Origin of the sequence: Pseudoalteromonas sp. SR41-8, assembly GCF_014163915.1 — a bacterium.
GTDB lineage: Bacteria > Pseudomonadota > Gammaproteobacteria > Enterobacterales > Alteromonadaceae > Pseudoalteromonas > Pseudoalteromonas rhizosphaerae.
In genome coordinates this window covers 1-16,773 of record NZ_JACJEE010000017.1, presented here as the reverse complement: position 1 = coordinate 16,773, position 16,773 = coordinate 1, and the positions used below count along the sequence as shown (strand labels likewise).

13 protein-coding genes are annotated in these 16,773 nt (G+C 39.2%); 11 read left to right on the top strand and 2 right to left on the bottom strand.

Annotated features, from left to right (window positions below; all coding sequences use genetic code 11):
• Window positions 1-246 precede the first annotated feature (246 nt).
• The 6 genes from H5162_RS12715 (at window position 247) to H5162_RS12690 (ending at window position 10,741) form a co-directional block, all read left to right on the top strand.
• The gene (locus H5162_RS12715) at window positions 247-1,164 is read left to right on the top strand and encodes a carbohydrate kinase (RefSeq protein WP_182778684.1); all 918 of its coding nucleotides are present in this window, start codon (window positions 247-249) and stop codon (window positions 1,162-1,164) included.
• Window positions 1,165-1,395: 231 nt separating this feature from the next.
• Complete coding sequence (locus H5162_RS12710; RefSeq protein ID WP_182778682.1) at window positions 1,396-4,335, top strand: SusC/RagA family TonB-linked outer membrane protein; 2,940 nt, start codon at window positions 1,396-1,398, stop codon at window positions 4,333-4,335.
• Window positions 4,336-4,368: 33 nt separating this feature from the next.
• Window positions 4,369-6,078, top strand: a complete 1,710-nt coding sequence (locus H5162_RS12705; RefSeq protein WP_145242822.1) for a RagB/SusD family nutrient uptake outer membrane protein — start codon at window positions 4,369-4,371, stop codon at window positions 6,076-6,078.
• A gap of 50 nt (window positions 6,079-6,128) precedes the next feature.
• Window positions 6,129-7,466: a sugar porter family MFS transporter gene (locus H5162_RS12700; protein WP_145242824.1), complete on the top strand. Its 1,338-nt coding sequence runs from the start codon at window positions 6,129-6,131 to the stop codon at window positions 7,464-7,466.
• The gene (locus H5162_RS12695) at window positions 7,453-9,465 is read left to right on the top strand and encodes a glycoside hydrolase family 32 protein (RefSeq protein ID WP_182778680.1); all 2,013 of its coding nucleotides are present in this window, start codon (window positions 7,453-7,455) and stop codon (window positions 9,463-9,465) included. Before H5162_RS12700 ends, H5162_RS12695 begins: the two co-directional genes overlap by 14 nt.
• A gap of 61 nt (window positions 9,466-9,526) precedes the next feature.
• Complete coding sequence (locus H5162_RS12690; protein ID WP_182778678.1) at window positions 9,527-10,741, top strand: oligosaccharide MFS transporter; 1,215 nt, start codon at window positions 9,527-9,529, stop codon at window positions 10,739-10,741.
• Here the strand turns inward: H5162_RS12690 and H5162_RS12685 are convergent.
• Entirely contained in the window at window positions 10,713-11,708 is a 996-nt protein-coding gene (locus H5162_RS12685; RefSeq protein ID WP_145242830.1) for a LacI family DNA-binding transcriptional regulator, read from the bottom strand. The genes H5162_RS12690 and H5162_RS12685 overlap by 29 nt on opposite strands.
• Before the next feature lie 540 nt (window positions 11,709-12,248).
• Here H5162_RS12685 and H5162_RS21400 point away from each other — a divergent pair.
• From H5162_RS21400 to hflC, 3 genes are all read left to right on the top strand, one after another.
• Entirely contained in the window at window positions 12,249-12,383 is a 135-nt protein-coding gene (locus H5162_RS21400; RefSeq protein WP_257326201.1) for a hypothetical protein, read from the top strand.
• Between the two features lie 191 nt (window positions 12,384-12,574).
• Window positions 12,575-13,639, top strand: coding sequence for an FtsH protease activity modulator HflK (gene hflK, locus H5162_RS12680; protein WP_182732215.1), 1,065 nt, complete (start codon window positions 12,575-12,577; stop codon window positions 13,637-13,639).
• 2 nt (window positions 13,640-13,641) lie between these two features.
• Entirely contained in the window at window positions 13,642-14,625 is a 984-nt protein-coding gene (hflC, locus tag H5162_RS12675; protein ID WP_182778676.1) for a protease modulator HflC, read from the top strand.
• A gap of 81 nt (window positions 14,626-14,706) precedes the next feature.
• On the opposite strand, the gene H5162_RS12670 is transcribed toward hflC, so the two are convergent.
• Window positions 14,707-15,534, bottom strand: a complete 828-nt coding sequence (locus H5162_RS12670; RefSeq protein ID WP_145242835.1) for a PRC-barrel domain-containing protein — start codon at window positions 15,532-15,534, stop codon at window positions 14,707-14,709.
• A 169-nt stretch (window positions 15,535-15,703) separates the two neighbouring features.
• Here H5162_RS12670 and H5162_RS21265 point away from each other — a divergent pair, with 169 nt between their 5' ends.
• Together H5162_RS21265 and H5162_RS12660 are read left to right on the top strand one after the other, a co-directional pair.
• Window positions 15,704-16,225: a BON domain-containing protein gene (locus H5162_RS21265; protein ID WP_218939791.1), complete on the top strand. Its 522-nt coding sequence runs from the start codon at window positions 15,704-15,706 to the stop codon at window positions 16,223-16,225.
• The gene (locus tag H5162_RS12660; protein ID WP_145242837.1) at window positions 16,222-16,647 is read left to right on the top strand and encodes a hypothetical protein; all 426 of its coding nucleotides are present in this window, start codon (window positions 16,222-16,224) and stop codon (window positions 16,645-16,647) included. The genes H5162_RS21265 and H5162_RS12660 overlap by 4 nt, the downstream gene beginning before the upstream one ends.
• The last annotated feature ends 126 nt before the right edge of the window (window positions 16,648-16,773 follow it).

Below are 16,773 nucleotides of genomic sequence, written 5' to 3'. Positions count from 1 at the left end.
TTTCCTTAACTTTTCTTATTGTTACAGAGTAATACTTTTAAAATAAACAACGTTGTCTTTTTTTAAGGTAGATGTTATCTTTATTTTTTGCAACATGTATTTTACACAATGGCTGTAATTGTGTATTTAAATACAACTTTTACTATTCGTGGCCATTTCTCCCTGATTTATCTAGAGGATATTGTTACGAATTTATAGTGTGAAAATTTATTTGGAAATGGTCTAAATAATAAAGGGAGCAACTCGGTGAGTATTGTAATAAGCAGCAAAAAGGCTGAAGAAATTAATTTAACATGTTTTGGAGAGGTACTGTGGGATTGCTTTGAGTCCGGTATGCGTTTAGGTGGTGCTCCTTTAAACATGTGCTTTCGTTTTAATTCACTAGGCCTAAAGGCACATATGATAAGTGCTGTTGGTAATGACAAATTAGGTGAAGCACTACTATCTGAGATTGAGCAAAAAGGGCTCTCTAAAGAGTTTATTTATGTTCATGAGTCTAAGCCAACGAGTGTGGTTGAAGTGAAGCTTGATCAGAGCGGATCGGCCAATTATCAGATTGTGCTTGATACTGCATGGGACAATATAAGTTTATCGCAACGAGTTATAGATAAGGTGAAAAGTGCAGATGTGTTTGTATTTGGTAGTTTAATTGCTCGAACAGAAAGCTCTATGAGTTCATTAGATCAACTTTTAGATTTGGCAAAATTTAAAGTGTTTGATGTAAATTTACGTGCACCTCACTATCAGTTAGAAAGTTTAATTAAGTTGATGAATAAAGCTGACTTTATCAAGCTCAATGATGAAGAGCTATATGAAATAGCAAAAGGAATGGGGTGTAAATACCATTCATTAGAGCAAAACTTAGCATTTATAGCAAAGCAAACCAACACAGAGTTTTTGTGCGTGACGAAAGGAAACCATGGTGCTTTATTATCGATTAAAGGTAAAAACTACTATAACTCAGGCTACCTGATCGATGTTGTGGATACTGTTGGTGCAGGGGATTCGTTTTTGGGGGCTTTAATTTATCAACTGTGCATTCAAAACGATCCGCAACAGGCAATTGATTTTGCTTGTGCTGCCGGAGCTATGGTTGCTCAGCAGCCAGGGGCAACACCAGATATAACGTATCAGCAAATCCTAGAATTTATTGAACCATGTTAGCGTATAGTGTTGTATTTCAAGTTATACATATTTTTAACAAAATATTTTGTTATTTATATTGAATAGATGTTTTTTTAATGTTAAAAAGACAACGTTGTTTATTTTTATTGGGCCTGCCAAGCTAAACAACAAAATGTAAAAAAATATTTTTTTTGCACTAAAAAGACAACGTTGTTAATTTGACTGATGAAATCAACATTAAAAAATAAAATTAAAATGAGGACACACACAATGCTCAGATTTAGGAAAAACCAGCTTGCTGCGAGTGTTAGTACATTATTGTTAGGCTGTTGGCTGCCATCCAACAGCTTCGCTGCTGAACAACTGCAAGAAGAAGAGTCGGCCAAGATTGGTATTGAAGTTATTGAAGTTTCATATGGTTATGGAAGTGTTAAAAAACAAGATTTAACAGGCGCAGTGAGTACGGTTGACCTTGAAGATTTAGTAGACCAGCCTTCAGGCAATATAATGCAAAACTTGCAAGGGAGGGTGCCAGGTCTACAAATTACAACGAATGGTTCACCTGACTCTACTGCGACGGTACGAATACGTGGTCAAGGTTTAGGGCCTTTAGGAAATAACGATCCATTATATGTTATTGATGGCGTACCAACTAAATCTGGAATGCATGAACTTAATAGCCATGATATTGCTGATATACAGGTGCTAAGAGATGCGGCAGCTGCAAGTATTTTTGGTGCTCGCTCTGGTAATGGAGTCATAATTATCACAACCAAAAAAGGGAATGAAGGGCTGGATTTCAATTTTTCAGTTAATCAATCTCAAGATGCCTATAGTTATGACCTAAATCCGCTAAATACCAAACAACGTGGGCAGGTTGTATGGCAGGCTGCTGTTAACGATGGTTCAGATCCAAATGCAGCGAGCCCATTATATAGCTATGATTGGAATGGTGACTACAATAACCCACAGCTAAACTCAGTAATATTGCCCACGTATACCGATCCTCAACAAGTTCAGCGTCCTGCTGACACTAACTGGTTTGATGAGGTCACTCGTACAGCTAAGGTCACTGATCTTAACTTTTCAGTTTCAGGTGGTTCTGAGAACGCCTCTATTTATAGTTCATTAGGTTACTTTAATTCAGAAGGTGTTGTTGATGGTTCTGAATTTGAACGCATTAGTTTTAGGGTCAATTCTGATTACCAACTAACAGATAAATTAAAAATAGGTGAAAATTTCACTGTAACCAATCAAGAGTCAAACCTAATCAATGCTAGAGCTGGTGAAATATTGGGTTTGGCTATAGAGCAACAATCTATCGTTCCTGTGTACAACGAGGTAGGTGGCTGGGGAGGACCGGTTCCTGGCGTAACTGACCGAGATAACCCTGTCAGAATTATCGAAATGAACCGTGATAATGTTAGTAGGTTCAATAAATTAATGGGTAATGTTTTTGTTGAATATGAAGCAATAGAAGGCTTAACGTTAAAAAGCGCTATTGGTTTAGATTATGGGCAATATTACTTTAGAAACTATACCCGTGCTTTTCAAGCCGGTTCACTCAATTATGGTGATCAGCTTTCAGTCACAGAAAATTGGAACAGCAGTTTTAGCTGGACTAATACCGCGGAATATAAGCTTGATTTAGACGAAAATCATTTTACGTTTTTGCTAGGTACAGAACAAATAGATTATGAGTATGAGGGATCTGTTGGTTTTGGCTCAGGCTTTGCGTCTGACGATCGTGACTATGCACATTTATCACAAGCAACTGGCGATGTTCGTGTGGAAGGGGATGGTGATAAATGGTCTCTTAATTCTTATTTTGCGCGTATGGACTATAACTTTGATGATCGTTATTTAGCAGGTTTAACTATACGTCGTGATGGCTCATCTCGTTTTGGTAGTAATAATAGTTATGGAAATTTCCCAGCTATCTCTGCAGGTTGGGTGATCAGCAATGAATCATTCTATGATATTGAATTTTTATCTACCTTAAAGCTTCGTGCTAGTTGGGGCAAAACGGGTAATCAAGAGATACCTACCGATGCAACATACACAACGTATTTAAGTCGTTATGCAACACAGTCATTATTCACTGATCGGCAAGATGAAGGGACCGCTTATGATATAGGCGGTGCTAATGGCGGCACGCTTCCATCTGGGTTTGTAAAAGCACAGACAGGGAATGATGACCTAAAGTGGGAAACATCAACGCAAACAAACATTGGTCTTGATTTTGGTATGCGTTACGAAACCATATACGGCAGTATCGATTGGTTTGAAAAAACCACAGAAGATATTTTAACGTTAACCAATCCGCTTGCAACATTGGGCGAAGGTGCTCAGCAATGGGTTAATGGTGGCACAATTGAAAACTCTGGTTTTGAGTTTCTTATTGGATACGCCGACTATCTTACTTTTGATAGCTTAGATGGTGATATCGATGTCGATATTAGCTTTAACATTTCTTCGGCTAAAAATAAGGTTGTTTCGTTACCTGGAGACGTTGTGAATTCATTTGGTGGCAATGGTGTTGATAAAACGATTGTTGGTCATTCTATTAACTCTGTTTATGGTTATGTCGCCGATGGGTTATTCCAAAATCAAGATGAAATAGATGCTCACGCAGCGCAATCTGGGGCTGGTTTAGGTCGAGTTCGCTGGAAAGATTTAGACGGTAATGGCGTGATTGATGAAAACGATCAAAGCTTTTTCACCGATACTGATCCTGACTTTATGTATGGATTGAACATGAATTTCAAATACAAAAATTGGGATTTCAATATGTTCTGGCAAGGTGTTCAGGGAGGTGAGATACGTAATAGCTGGCGTGGGTTTACTGACTTTACATCATTAAATATAGGTTCTAACTACGGTGATCGCGTTCTTGATGCATGGTCAGTTAATAATACTGACAGTAATGTACCGGCATTAACTTTAATCGATAACAATGGTGAAGGCCGTCAATCAAGTTTGTTTTGGGAAGATGGCAGCTACCTCAAGCTTCGCAACTTATCTATCGGTTATACACCTGATGAACAGTGGTTAAATCAATACGGTATTAGTTCTGCACGAATTTATTTGCAGGGCAGTAACTTATTGACCATTACGCCATCGGGGACGCTAAGCCAAGATCCAGAAACTCCAAACGGCAACTTCCCAATTCCAAAACGTATCACGTTAGGCGTGAACCTTTCTTTTTGATTTATTAAAACGACAACGATACGAGCACATATTATGAATAAAATTAAAACACTATTTACAGCAGCTACACTCGCGCTTTCTTTAGCATCGTGTGGTGGTTCTGATCTTGATGTTGCACCTTCTGGGGTATTAACCGAAGAGCAAGTTTCTAACAGTGAAAATATAGATGCTTTGGTCATTGCTGCCTACTCATATCTAGGCAATGATCATTATACTGCCCCTAACTTTTTATGGCCGACAGGAAACTTACGTGCCGGAGACGCTCACAAAGGCGGTAATGGACCTGGTGATATCTTTGCTTATCATGCTTTGTCTCTATATCAACCAATAGTGCCTGATATGGAGTCTTTCCCGCCAGATTTGATTGATTTGAATAATAAGAAGTGGGTACGTAATTACACCGGTATTTCAAGAGCAAACTCAGCATTAGCGGTAATCGCAAATGCGCCAGATGCTATTGAAAACAGTGCTGCAAAACAATCCGAACTGCGGTTCATTCGCAGTATTTTCTACTTTGATTTAAAAATACATCATAAGCATATCCCGTGGATTGATGAAACAATGACTCAAGATCAAATTCTTAGCGCTACTAATCGTGAGCTGAGCGATCAGGAGCTATGGGATAAAATTGCCGCAGATTTTGAGTTTGCTGCAAACAATTTACCACAAACCCAAGAAGATGTAGGGCGCGCTTCAGCGTTATCAGCTAAGGCATATCTAGCTAAAACATTGCTCTACCAAGCGTATGAGCAGAATGAGCTACATGAAGTTATCAATATTAATAAAGATAAACTTGTAAAAGTAGTGGCCCTAGTTGATGAAATTGAAGAGGCTGGCGTCTATGGCTTATTTGATGATTACGCGAATAACTTCTTGTTTGAAAGTGAGAATGGTAAAGAGTCAGTTTTTGCTATTCAGCGCTCTCTAAATGATGGCTCTCCAGATGGACGTGGTAGCTGGCCTAGTGCATTAAATGCGCCAATGGCTGGTGGTTTTGGCTGTTGTGGTTTTCATGTACCAACAGAAAATTTTGTTAATGCGTTTAAAACAGACCAACAAGGCTTGCCGTTATTTGGCTCTTTTAACGACTTTAATTATGACATGACGACTGACTCAGTTGACCCTCGCCTAGATCACACTGTGGCAATGGAAGGTAAACCATTTAAGTATGACGAAAATTTGATCCATGGCGGTGATAGCTGGGCACGTGCCCCTGGTATATATGGCAACTTTACGGCAATGAAAGATCTTGAACACCCTGACTGTAGTTGTCGTGGTGAGAATGGCCCTTTTCCTATATTTTCATTAAATACACCACTCATTCGTTACGCTGAAGTATTGCTTTGGAAAGCAGAAGCATTAATTGAGTTAGACAGATATGACGAAGCATTGCCAATCATTAACCGTATTCGTGAACGCGCTAAACAAAGCACCGATAAATTGCATAACGCGAGTATTTATAACATTGGCTTATATACAAGTTTTGGTTCTAAAGAACAAGCAAGAGCAGCACTGCGCTTTGAGCGACGTTTAGAGTTAGGGCTTGAAGGACATCGCTTTTTTGACTTAGTGCGTTGGGGAATAGCAAAAGAAACTATTGATAGTTACTTGGCAATTGAAGCTGTACGTAAACCTTATTTAGTCGATGCTATTTTCACTAAAGGTAAGCATGAGTATTTACCTATTCCAAACCAGCAAATTATTTTAAGTGGTGGGTCGTACACACAAAACCCAGGTTATTAATAGTGGTGGGTTTCGGCCCACCTTTTAAGCTTTAAGTTTTAAGAGTGATTATGAAAAAAATTATTTACTGGTCAGTCACTGTTGCAGTTGCTGGTTTTTTATTCGGCTTTGATACTGCTGTTATATCCGGTGCGGATAAACCTATTCAAGCATTATGGAATACGAGCTCGTTATTTCATGGCTTATTTATTATGTCTTCAGCTTTATGGGGAACACTACTTGGTGCCTTAACTGGTAATTACCCATGCGATAAGTGGGGTAGAAAACCCACATTGATTTTAGTCGGTGTGTTGTTTTTAGTTTCGGCGCTTGGCTCCGCCATGGCACCTGACGCATATAGCTTCGCCTTACTACGGTTTATTGGTGGCGTGGGAGTGGGTATTTCTTCAATTGTTGTACCTGCTTATATCTCTGAGATTGCACCTGCTAAGTACCGTGGGCGTTTGGTCGCGCTTTATCAGTTTCAAATTGTATTTGGTATTTTAGTTGCGTTTGTTTCTAATTTTTTAATTGCAGGAACATCAGCAATTGACTGGCGTTTAATGTTAGGCGTGGAGGCAATACCGGCCTTAGCTTATTTATTAATGATCATTAAGGCACCTGAAAGCCCACGTTGGTTAGTGCAAAAGAAAAACGAAAAAGCTAAAGCGCGTTCAATCTTAGTGACTTTAGGTGAACAAAACCCAGACCAAGTATTAAATGACATTGAACGCGACAAGTTACAAAACAGTCAATCAAAGCTATTTGGTGGTAGTTACAATAAGGCGGCTTTATTTGCATTTTTATTTGCCGCATTTAATCAATTATCTGGCATCAACTTTATTATTTATTATGCACCGCGCGTATTTGAACTTGCAGGATTGGATGTAAATCAATCCTTACTTTCAGGCGCTGGAATTGGCGTGGTTAACTTATGTTTTACCATGCTTGGTTTATCGTTGATTGATAAATTTGGCCGACGTTCGCTGATGTATATCGGCTCAATTGGCTACGTTATTTCCCTCTCTGTTGTGGCGTGGGCATTTAGTACTGACTCTGGAGGCTTAACGGTTGTAGCGTTTGTATTTGTGTTTATTGCCGCTCATGCTATTGGCCAAGGTACCGTTATTTGGGTCTTCATTGCAGAAATATTCCCGAACAAAGTACGTTCAAAAGGGCAGTCTTTAGGCTCCGGTACGCATTGGTTTTTTGCCGCAGCAATCACTTTACTTATGCCATTTTTCTTAGAACGTTTTAGTGCCACTGAAGTATTCACTTTCTTTACTTTAATGATGTTAGGGCAATTGATTTTTGTTGCGTGGTTTATGCCAGAAACAAAAGGACGTTCTTTAGAAGCAATTTCATTAGATACCAATAATAAGCATGGAGCATTAGATGCGAACCGTTAATTTAGTTTTAATTTCATCATTTTTGGCAGCATGTAGCATGACAAACCCAACTGAACAAACAGCCCTTAAGGGTGCAGATAAACCGAGCAAAGAGGCGTTTAGACCTGCTTTTCATTTTACTCCTGAAAAGCATTGGATGAACGATCCTAATGGTATGGTTTACTACCAAGGCGAATATCATCTGTTTTACCAGCATAATCCTGACTCATCGGTATGGGGGCCAATGCATTGGGGACATGCAATTAGTAAAGATATGGTTAATTGGCAGCATCAAGAAATTAAGTTGTTTCCTGATGAGCACGGTACTATCTTCTCTGGCAGTGCGGTGGTTGATTGGCAAAATAGCAGCGGCTTTGGCAGTAAAGAAAACCCACCATTAGTGGCTATATTTACCTATCACGATGATAAAAAGGCGGCACAAGGGGCGATTGATTTTCAAACGCAAGGTATAGCATATAGCACCGATAAAGGCCGTACATGGATAAAATACGCTAATAATCCAGTATTAAAAAACCCTGGGATCCGCGATTTCCGTGATCCTAAAGTAAGTTGGCATGAAGATACTCAGCAATGGGTCATGGTATTAGCGCAAGATGATCATATCGGCTTTTACAGCTCAAAAGATTTAAAAACATGGCAATTTGAAAGTAACTTTGGCGCTGATTGGGGAAGTCACGCAGGTGTATGGGAGTGTCCAGATCTTATTCGCGTGCGTATTGAAGGCACCGATGAATATAAATATGTTTTATTAGTGAGTATTAACCCTGGCGCGCCAAATGGCGGCTCTGGTACACAATATTTTGTTGGCGATTTCGACGGTGAAAAATTTGTGTTGGATAGCGATTATCAAAAAATGCTTACAACAACACCTGCCGTTTTCCCTCAAGGGCTTGATTTTTCTAACTTCAAAAATGGCTTAAAAAATTGGCAAGTATCGGGTGAAGCATTTCATATAGTAAATGATCAACCAGCAAATACCATTGCCAGTTCTTTTAAAGGCTCGGATGAGGCAATTGGTACCTTAACCTCAAAATCATTTGCGATTGATCATGATTTCATTAACTTTAAAATTGCAGGCGGAAAGCATCATAACAGTACCGCAATACAGTTGTTAGTTAATGGTGAAATAGTTAAAACCGCAAGCGGAAACAATACAGGTACAATGACCGAGCGTTCTTGGAACGTGAGTCAATTAAAAGGCCAGCAAGCTTATATTAAAGTGGTAGACAATGAACGAGGTGATTGGGGGCATATAAAAATTGCTGATATCGTATTTTCTGATAAAGCAGCAAAAGAAAAGTATGAACCGTCAATATGGCTAGACTACGGAACAGATAATTATGCTGGCGTGACTTTTTCTGATGCTCAAGACGGTAGACACTTATTTATGGGATGGATGAGTAACTGGCAATACGCAAACCAAGTACCGACTGAGGTATGGCGCAGTGCAATGACGATTCCCAGAGAATTAAAGTTATTACAAACGCCAGCAGGCGTGCGTTTGGCATCTCAACCTATCAAAGAACTCGATAGTTTACTGAGTAACACACAGCAAAAGGCAATCCTAACTGGCACAAATAGCTACCAGTTAGATGAGCTTTTTACTGTCGAACCTGGGCAATTTAAGGTGAGCTTTAGTTTATCAAACGCTGAGCAAGTTACTGATATTGTGCTTAGCTCTGATAAAGGTGAATACACTAAGCTGCAGTTAAACCCAGCTCAAGGACAACTTGTACTTGACCGTAGACAATCGGGTTTAAAAGACTTTGAAGATGGGTTTGCTTCTTTACAAACAGCGCCATTACAAAAAGGCCTTGAGTATTACGATGTTGAGATATGGGTAGATAAAGCGTCGGTAGAAGTGTTTGTAAATAAAGGGGTTAGCTCTATGACGTCGATTGTTTTTCCAACCTCTCCTTACAATAAAATACAAGTGAGTGCTGAGCAGCCTTTGTCGCTTAGTGACGTTAAGTTAAATAATATAGCAATAGAAAAATAACTTCCAAAATGACTCTATATTATTATAGAGTCATTAATCCTTCTCTAAGGCTATGCGATATATGAGTAGCAATTATCGACTATTAAGTGTCATTTTGTTTGTTTATTTTATGGCATGGTCTTTTTCATTTTCATTATTTCCTATTTGGCTTAGTCAAGAAGTCGGCCTCAATAGTGCTAAAGTCGGGATTATCTTTAGCATTAATTCCATCATGGCTTTACTCGTGATGCCTTGTTACGGCATTTTGCAAGATAAACTCGGTTTACAAAAAACACTGCTTTACTTCATTGCATTTTTCATCATATTGATTGGCCCGTTTGTAAGTTTTGTATACGCGCCACTACTACAAACGCAGTTTTATCTGGCTGCTATTTTAGGCGGTGCCGTTTTTTCATGTGCATTTTTAGCTGGAGTAGGGACGCTTGAAAGTTATATTGATAAACAAAGTCGCTCGACCAACTTTGAATTTGGTAAAGCTCGAATGTGGGGGTCACTGGGTTGGGCTATGGCAAGCTACTTTGCCGGTTTATCCTTTAATTTATCTCCTAGTTTAAATTATTGGTTATCAAGCATTGCGGCGGTTTGCTTAATGGGTTTTTTAGCCTTTGTTAAGGTCGCACAAAATCAGCGTGAAATAGCGCCTTCTCGAACTTTTTCTCCTGTAAAACAGCTTACAGCATTTTTTAAAATCGCAGGGCTTTGGCGTTTAAGTGTATTTGTGATCGGTGTTAGTTGTATTTATGCGGTATTTGATCAGCAATTTGCTATTTATTACACCTCTTTTTTTGACACCCCAGAGCAAGGTCGAGAGTTTTTTGGCTATTTAACTTCAGCGCAAGTTATTCTTGAAGCGGCTATTTTGTATTTAGCTGTTAAATGGGTGAATTATGTGGGCATTAAAAATTCGTTGCTGTTAAGTGGTGTATTGATGGCGATACGAATATATTGCTCGGGGATTGTTAGTGACTCTATCAGCATTAGTTTATTGAAATTATTACACGCCATTGAATTACCGCTGATGCTGATTGCGTTATTTAAATATATCAATATGCATTTTGATGCGCGCTATTCAGCGATGATCTATATCATTGGCTTTCAATTTACTACGCAATTGGTGGCGTCAATGTTAGCCGTCGCGGTAGGTGTTGTATATGATCATGTAGGCTTTGCGTTAGCCTACCAGTATTTGGGTTTGGTTATCTGTGTGTTTATTGTATTATCGCTTTTTACATTAAAAAAAGATGTTATTAAAACGAATCACGAGCAATCAATTTAAACGGTAGGCTGTGATGAACAATATCAGTACGCTGGTCTATGAGGTATTCCATTGCCCAACGTCCCATTGCATGATGGGGTAATGCCATGGTAGTTAAATTCGGTTGTAATAATTGTGGAATACTGCCCCAATCATCAAAACTTGCTATACCAATATCCTTACCAACGATCATTCCTTTATCATGCACAACAAAGTAAATTTCTAGCGCCATGGGATCTTGACCACAAATAATAGCATCAGGTTTAAACTCGTCTATTACTCTCGCTGCAGACTCTCTCGAAGTAGAAATCTCACTACCATCGGCTTGACCAATAATCACCGATTCAATGAGTAAATCATCGAGTGGTAAGCCGTGCTTTTTAAATGAATTTATAACGCCTTGTTTGCGACCTTTGGCTGCAATTATATGCTCATTTAAGTTTAAAAAAGCAATGCGGCGATAGCCTTTGCATATTAATGCATCGGTAATATCTTCACCTGCTTGCTGTTCATCAGGGACTACACAAGGGAAATTATTCAAAGCAGGAAAACAGTTAGCTAAAATTGTTGGTATTTTTTTTAGTTCATCAGCTACCACAACTTGGCGATGATACATTGCTGAATATATAACGCCCTCTACGCGATACTCTAAAAGGCTTTCTATAGCTCTGTCTATACTCGCTTGGGTTTCGTTAACATTGAGGATCAACAGTTCTTTATTTTTCTGCCACGCAATTTCTTGGGCACCACGAATAATATCAAAAGTATAAGGAACACTAAGCAGTTCATCAGCAATAATTGCGTAAATGTTTGAGTTTTTACGTCGCGTTAAACTTGCCGCACGATTAGGACGATAACCTAATTCTTTTATCGCTTTAAGAACCTTCTCGCGGTTAATATCTTTGACTGTTGGATCATTATTGACCACTCGCGATACAGTTTTAAATGAAACACCTGCGTGAACAGCGACTTGCTTAATTGTAACCATACTAGAATAAGACCCTCTGTGAATAAAAACAGTATAACAGCAGATTGCACTTTATTTATATGTTTTTGTTAAGGTTTGAGTTGTCGTTGTTATCTAAAGATAAACTTATTCAGAGGCTTACTTTTAAGTTATTGAGGCGAATTATACTCATGATGTAACAACATTGGTCAGATATAAAAAGGGCTGATACAAATTTTTTCAAAATTTACAGTAGCTATAAACTAGACACCTATTTAGGAGTTAGGTGATATGAAAGTAAAAGAGTTTCGTAAACATCAGAAGAATTTAAAATAAAACTAACATAGGTTTCACGAAACATAATCGGCTAGCCTGAGGTTTCTAACCTCCAGTTATCACACCATCGTTCATACAGGTCGCGAGCATAGTAGTGATAAATCAGCGTCCATTGAGCACCCAGCGAAAATAAAACCAAATATAGTATTTAAGTGTTGTAGCGCACAGAGTTGGGGAGCTTTATAAACTAGGCTTTAAATCTCGGCCTTTTACATTAACGTGAGAGGCGAGAACTCTGAGGCAACTATGCAAAATCCAACTCATGATAAAAAAGTAGATGATAAAAAGTCTGCTGAAACACTAAAAAAAGAAGCGGCAAGCAAGCGCGCAGCTTTAGAACCTGACACGAAAAAATCATACAGAAAACCCCAGCAAAAATAATAGAGTCGTTAATTATCTAACCAGTTTTCGCAAAGCATTATTTGAGCTTAATTAAGGATTGAGTGGCATTATCGACAGGTAGATTCGATAAATATACAAGGAGCTAGATAATAGATGTTCTCTACTATTTGTGGTTCTTCACTCGTTGGTGAGGGCTCATATTCTTGTTGTTTAAGGCTACTGAGAGCGCTATGTCATTAATAACAGAAGACAAAAATAATGAAAGTAATGGTCTAATTAAACGGCTAGGTAAATATCAGTTGTGGCTTCCCAACGGCAAGTATAAAACCAGCTTTGTTATTTTAGCAGTGCTGTTTTGCTTTAGTGCTTTATACACCGCTTTGTTTACTGTACCCAGTGATTCGGTGGCGGTAGTATTAAGATTTGGCAAATTTAGCACTATTTTACCATCGGGTTTACACTTTAAACTGCCTCTTGGTATCGATAGAGTTCATATTGTGCCAATCAAACGCCAACTAAAACAAGAGTTTGGCTTTTCTACTCCCGGCGCAACCGATCCTAATCAAAATGTGACTATTAATAATAATATATTCTTTACTGGCAAGCGCCGTGACGTGCAGTTACGTAATCAATTGGGCGAAACGCAAATGGTGACTGGCGATTTAAATACAGCCCTTGTTGAGTGGGTGATCCAATATCGTATTGCAAATCCTAAAAATTATTTGTTTGAAGTGCGTGATCCTGCCGGTACCTTGCGCTATGTATCAGAATCGGTGATGCGAGAAGTAGTCGGCGATCGTACCGTTGATGAAGTTATTACCATTGGTCGTCAAGAGATTGAAGTTGAAGCACTGCGTAAGATGCAAGCATTAGCGAGTAAATATGTGATGGGGATCAGCATTGACCAAGTGCAGCTAAAAAATATTAATCCACCAAAAGCCGTACAAGCATCTTTTAATGAAGTAAACCAAGCGCAACAAGAAAAAGAAAAGCTGATCAACGAAGCGCGACGTGATTACAATCGCATTATTCCATTGGCTGAAGGTGAGCGTGACCAACGTATCCGTGCGGCTGATGGCTACCGACTAAAACGTGTAAATGAAGCGCAGGGTGATGCGCTGCGCTTTAACGCCTTATTTGCTCAGTTTGAAAAAGCGCCTGAGGTGACTCGAAAGCGTATTTATTTAGAAACAATGCAAAAAGTAATGCCCACAGTTAGCGAAAAAATCATCATTGATAGCAGTGCGCTAGATGTACTGCCTTTGCTTAATCTAACACCACTTAAAGGCCAGTGAGCATGAGACATTATCTATTGTTTTTTCTTGGTATTTTATTAGCATTTATTTTAGCGGCATTAAATAACGCTTTGTATACAGTTAACGAAGTAGAGCAAGTTATTATTACTCAGTTTGGCCGTCCTGTTGGCAACCCTATCACTGATGCGGGTATCAAAATTAAAATGCCATTTATTCAACAAGTAAACTCAATTGATAAACGTGTGCTGGAATGGGAAGGCACTCCTTCTGATATGCCAACTAAAGATAAGCTTTATATTTCAGTCAGTTTGTTTGCCCGTTGGCGAGTGACAGATGCATTACAATACTTTTTACGGTTAGGTGATGAACGCAGTGCACAATCAAGGCTCGATGATATCTTTGGCAGTGAAACACGTAATGCAGTTGCTAAACATGAGCTGATTGAAATTATTCGTACCTCTAAAGACCGCCAGCCTCTTCGCGATAAGCTATTGACTGAGGCCGAAAAGGCGCAAGATATCGGAAGTTTAGTACCAATACATATTGGTCGTTTGCTGGTGGAGCAAGATATATTTAATGCAGCGGCAGAAAAAGTCAAAGTGTTTGGTATTGAGTTACTCGATATTCGTTTTAAGCGTATTAATTATAATGAGAGTGTCCGCCCGAAAATTTATGAGCGAATGATCAGCGAGCGTCGGCAAATAGCTGAACGCTTTTTATCAGAAGGTAAAGGTGAAGCGGCTAGAATTTTAGGTAATCGTGAGCGAGATTTAAATAAAATTCAGTCAGAAGCATACCGCGCAGTAGAAGAGATCCGTGGTTTAGCCGATGCAAAAGCTGCGGCGATTTATGCCGACGCTTATAATCAAAATGCACAAGCGGTCGCATTTTATGCGTTTATCCGCTCATTACAAGCATATGAGTTGGTACTCAATGACAATACGACACTGGTATTATCAACCGACAGTGAGCTATTTCAGTATTTAAAAAACACCGATACACAACCAATATCAGACAAGAATTAGTCGCAGGTCACAGTGTAAATAGGAAGGTTAGTGAGATGACAGTAAACGCCAGCAAGCTGGCGTTTTGGGGGGATGTTTTGTTTAATTGGTTGCCAGCTTTTTAGCTTTGGCTACTTTTGCCCAGTAACCCGCTAGTTCGTAATGTTGATATATAGCTGTTTCAAACTCGGGAGTTATTTGCAGGTTATAATCATACTCTGGCGCATCTTTTATTACTTGGCGGTTGAGATCAACGCTGATGGTATTGTCGAGCCAGCATACTTCGCTGATCCACTCTGGTGGCACTAGCACTTTATGTCCACCCCACCAATTACTGGTATCGATGATCAGATAACGCACCGCCCACGTTGTTTCTTCTACTAATAATCCAGAGACATGACCAATATCACCATCATTTGCATTAATATGATAGCCAATAACCTCTTTGCAACTGCGTAAATTTGGATCTGCTTTTTTATTATCTTCACTTTTAACATTATGGTGAGTTAGTTGTGCGCTGCGTGCACCTGCTTCTGTATGTGGGAGGTGTTGGTGGTCACGGTACAATAAATAAGGGTAAATACCGCCTCCCCAAAATCCTTCGCCTACCCAATAATAAGGGTAGCCATAATAATCGAGTAAGCTGGCCTCATTTTGCCGTGACACGGGTTTATCGTTATCGATAGTTGGGCTGTTTTTAACTTGTTCTTTACTGATCAACACAGGCAGAATTTTTTCTATCCAGTTTGGTTTTTGAACCGCAATTGGTGAGATCAAAACCTGACGGCTGGATAGCCAAGAACCTGTTTCAACAACAAAATAGCGGATCACCCATGCTAAATCATCGAATAGAAAATCTTTTTCTTTACCGATCACACCATCGGTAGCAGCGATAGCGCAATTTTCAAGATCTTTCATGCTACGTAACATAGTAGTTATCCTTTTTAATGGGGTCGACAGTATAAAGTGTTGGCGTGTTTTAGAGCTGATATTGAGGTTGCCAACTAGGCGATGATTTGAATGAACCGCTTTAGTTTTAGCTTATTTGCCGCGGTTGTCTGTGCGCTGCAGTACACAGTCAAATTAGCGAGTTAATTACATGAATGCAGTAATGACCAGTATGAATCGCTGCTTTTTATTATTGACACACAGTTGTTTTGAGTTCGATAACGAACAGAACGTTAGCCTCTTACATAATAAAGTGATGGTAGGTAGTGAAGAATACACTTTACCGCCGATGGTGATCGCTCCACTTAATACTGAGGATATCCTAATGGATAAATACTTTTCAAAAATACTATGTGTTGTTGCAATACTGATGGTTTCACAATTAACTGGTTGCTATAAATCCCCAGAAATTGCTGCGGAAAAGCCGCCAAAAAGTACGGTGGCTAACAATGTTTTAGATATCGATGTAACTACAAACGTTAAAATGGCTTTAATGAATGATCCTATTCTCAGAGCATTTAATATCGAAGTCATTACGAATAAAGGCGATGTGCGTTTAATTGGTATTGTTGATAGCCAAAGCCAAATTGACTCAGCAATGTTAATTGCCAAAGGTGCTGAAGGTACGCATGCTATTCATGATGAACTGACTGTGAAAAGGAGTTCGTTATGAAAGGATATCTAATCGTGGGGGTTATAACCGCTGTTTTTGCTGTTACAGCAGTTGCCCAAGAAGATGAACGCGAAGGCGAACACCATATGATGATGGGCAAGATGATGCATGATAAAGAAACATCGCATATGGAACCAAAAATGCGGCAAATGTTTTCGCTAATGCAACAGATCGAAAACGAAAATAATCCACAAAAGCGTGAGCAGCTAATGGAACAACATATGAACTCAATGCGTGCAAATATGCGGATGATAAACGACCTAAATGAAAGTGGTGATGATTCAGAGTCAGAAACTGAGGGCGATGAACGTATCAATAAAATGGAAGGTCAGCTGAGAATGATGCAAGTGATGATGGATCAAATGATGGAACACAGCAGCTACAGTGAAATGAAAATGTTACAAAAACATAGAGATAAGTAACTAGGGCGTGTTGACCTTTTGTGATTAATTTTGCAGCAGTGTGTTTGGTATTTAGGCAAGGCAGAGCCTATGTAGTGTGGTTGTTCCCCATAAATAGGCGATAACGCAGCATCAATGCCAAACACG

Bases quoted from the DNA above. Each gene is read 5' to 3' on its own strand.
- H5162_RS12710 (WP_182778682.1), top strand. From the start codon at position 1,396: ATGCTCAGATTTAGGAAAAACCAGCTTGCTGCGAGTGTTAGTACATTA.
- H5162_RS12705 (WP_145242822.1), top strand. From the start codon at position 4,369: ATGAATAAAATTAAAACACTATTTACAGCAGCTACACTCGCGCTTTCT.
- H5162_RS12700 (WP_145242824.1), top strand. From the start codon at position 6,129: ATGAAAAAAATTATTTACTGGTCAGTCACTGTTGCAGTTGCTGGTTTT.
- H5162_RS12695 (WP_182778680.1), top strand. From the start codon at position 7,453: ATGCGAACCGTTAATTTAGTTTTAATTTCATCATTTTTGGCAGCATGT.
- H5162_RS12690 (WP_182778678.1), top strand. From the start codon at position 9,527: ATGAGTAGCAATTATCGACTATTAAGTGTCATTTTGTTTGTTTATTTT.
- H5162_RS12685 (WP_145242830.1), bottom strand. From the start codon at position 11,708: ATGGTTACAATTAAGCAAGTCGCTGTTCACGCAGGTGTTTCATTTAAA.
- H5162_RS21400 (WP_257326201.1), top strand. From the start codon at position 12,249: ATGCAAAATCCAACTCATGATAAAAAAGTAGATGATAAAAAGTCTGCT.
- hflK (WP_182732215.1), top strand. From the start codon at position 12,575: ATGTCATTAATAACAGAAGACAAAAATAATGAAAGTAATGGTCTAATT.
- hflC (WP_182778676.1), top strand. From the start codon at position 13,642: ATGAGACATTATCTATTGTTTTTTCTTGGTATTTTATTAGCATTTATT.
- H5162_RS12670 (WP_145242835.1), bottom strand. From the start codon at position 15,534: ATGTTACGTAGCATGAAAGATCTTGAAAATTGCGCTATCGCTGCTACC.
- H5162_RS21265 (WP_218939791.1), top strand. From the start codon at position 15,704: ATGAATGCAGTAATGACCAGTATGAATCGCTGCTTTTTATTATTGACA.
- H5162_RS12660 (WP_145242837.1), top strand. From the start codon at position 16,222: ATGAAAGGATATCTAATCGTGGGGGTTATAACCGCTGTTTTTGCTGTT.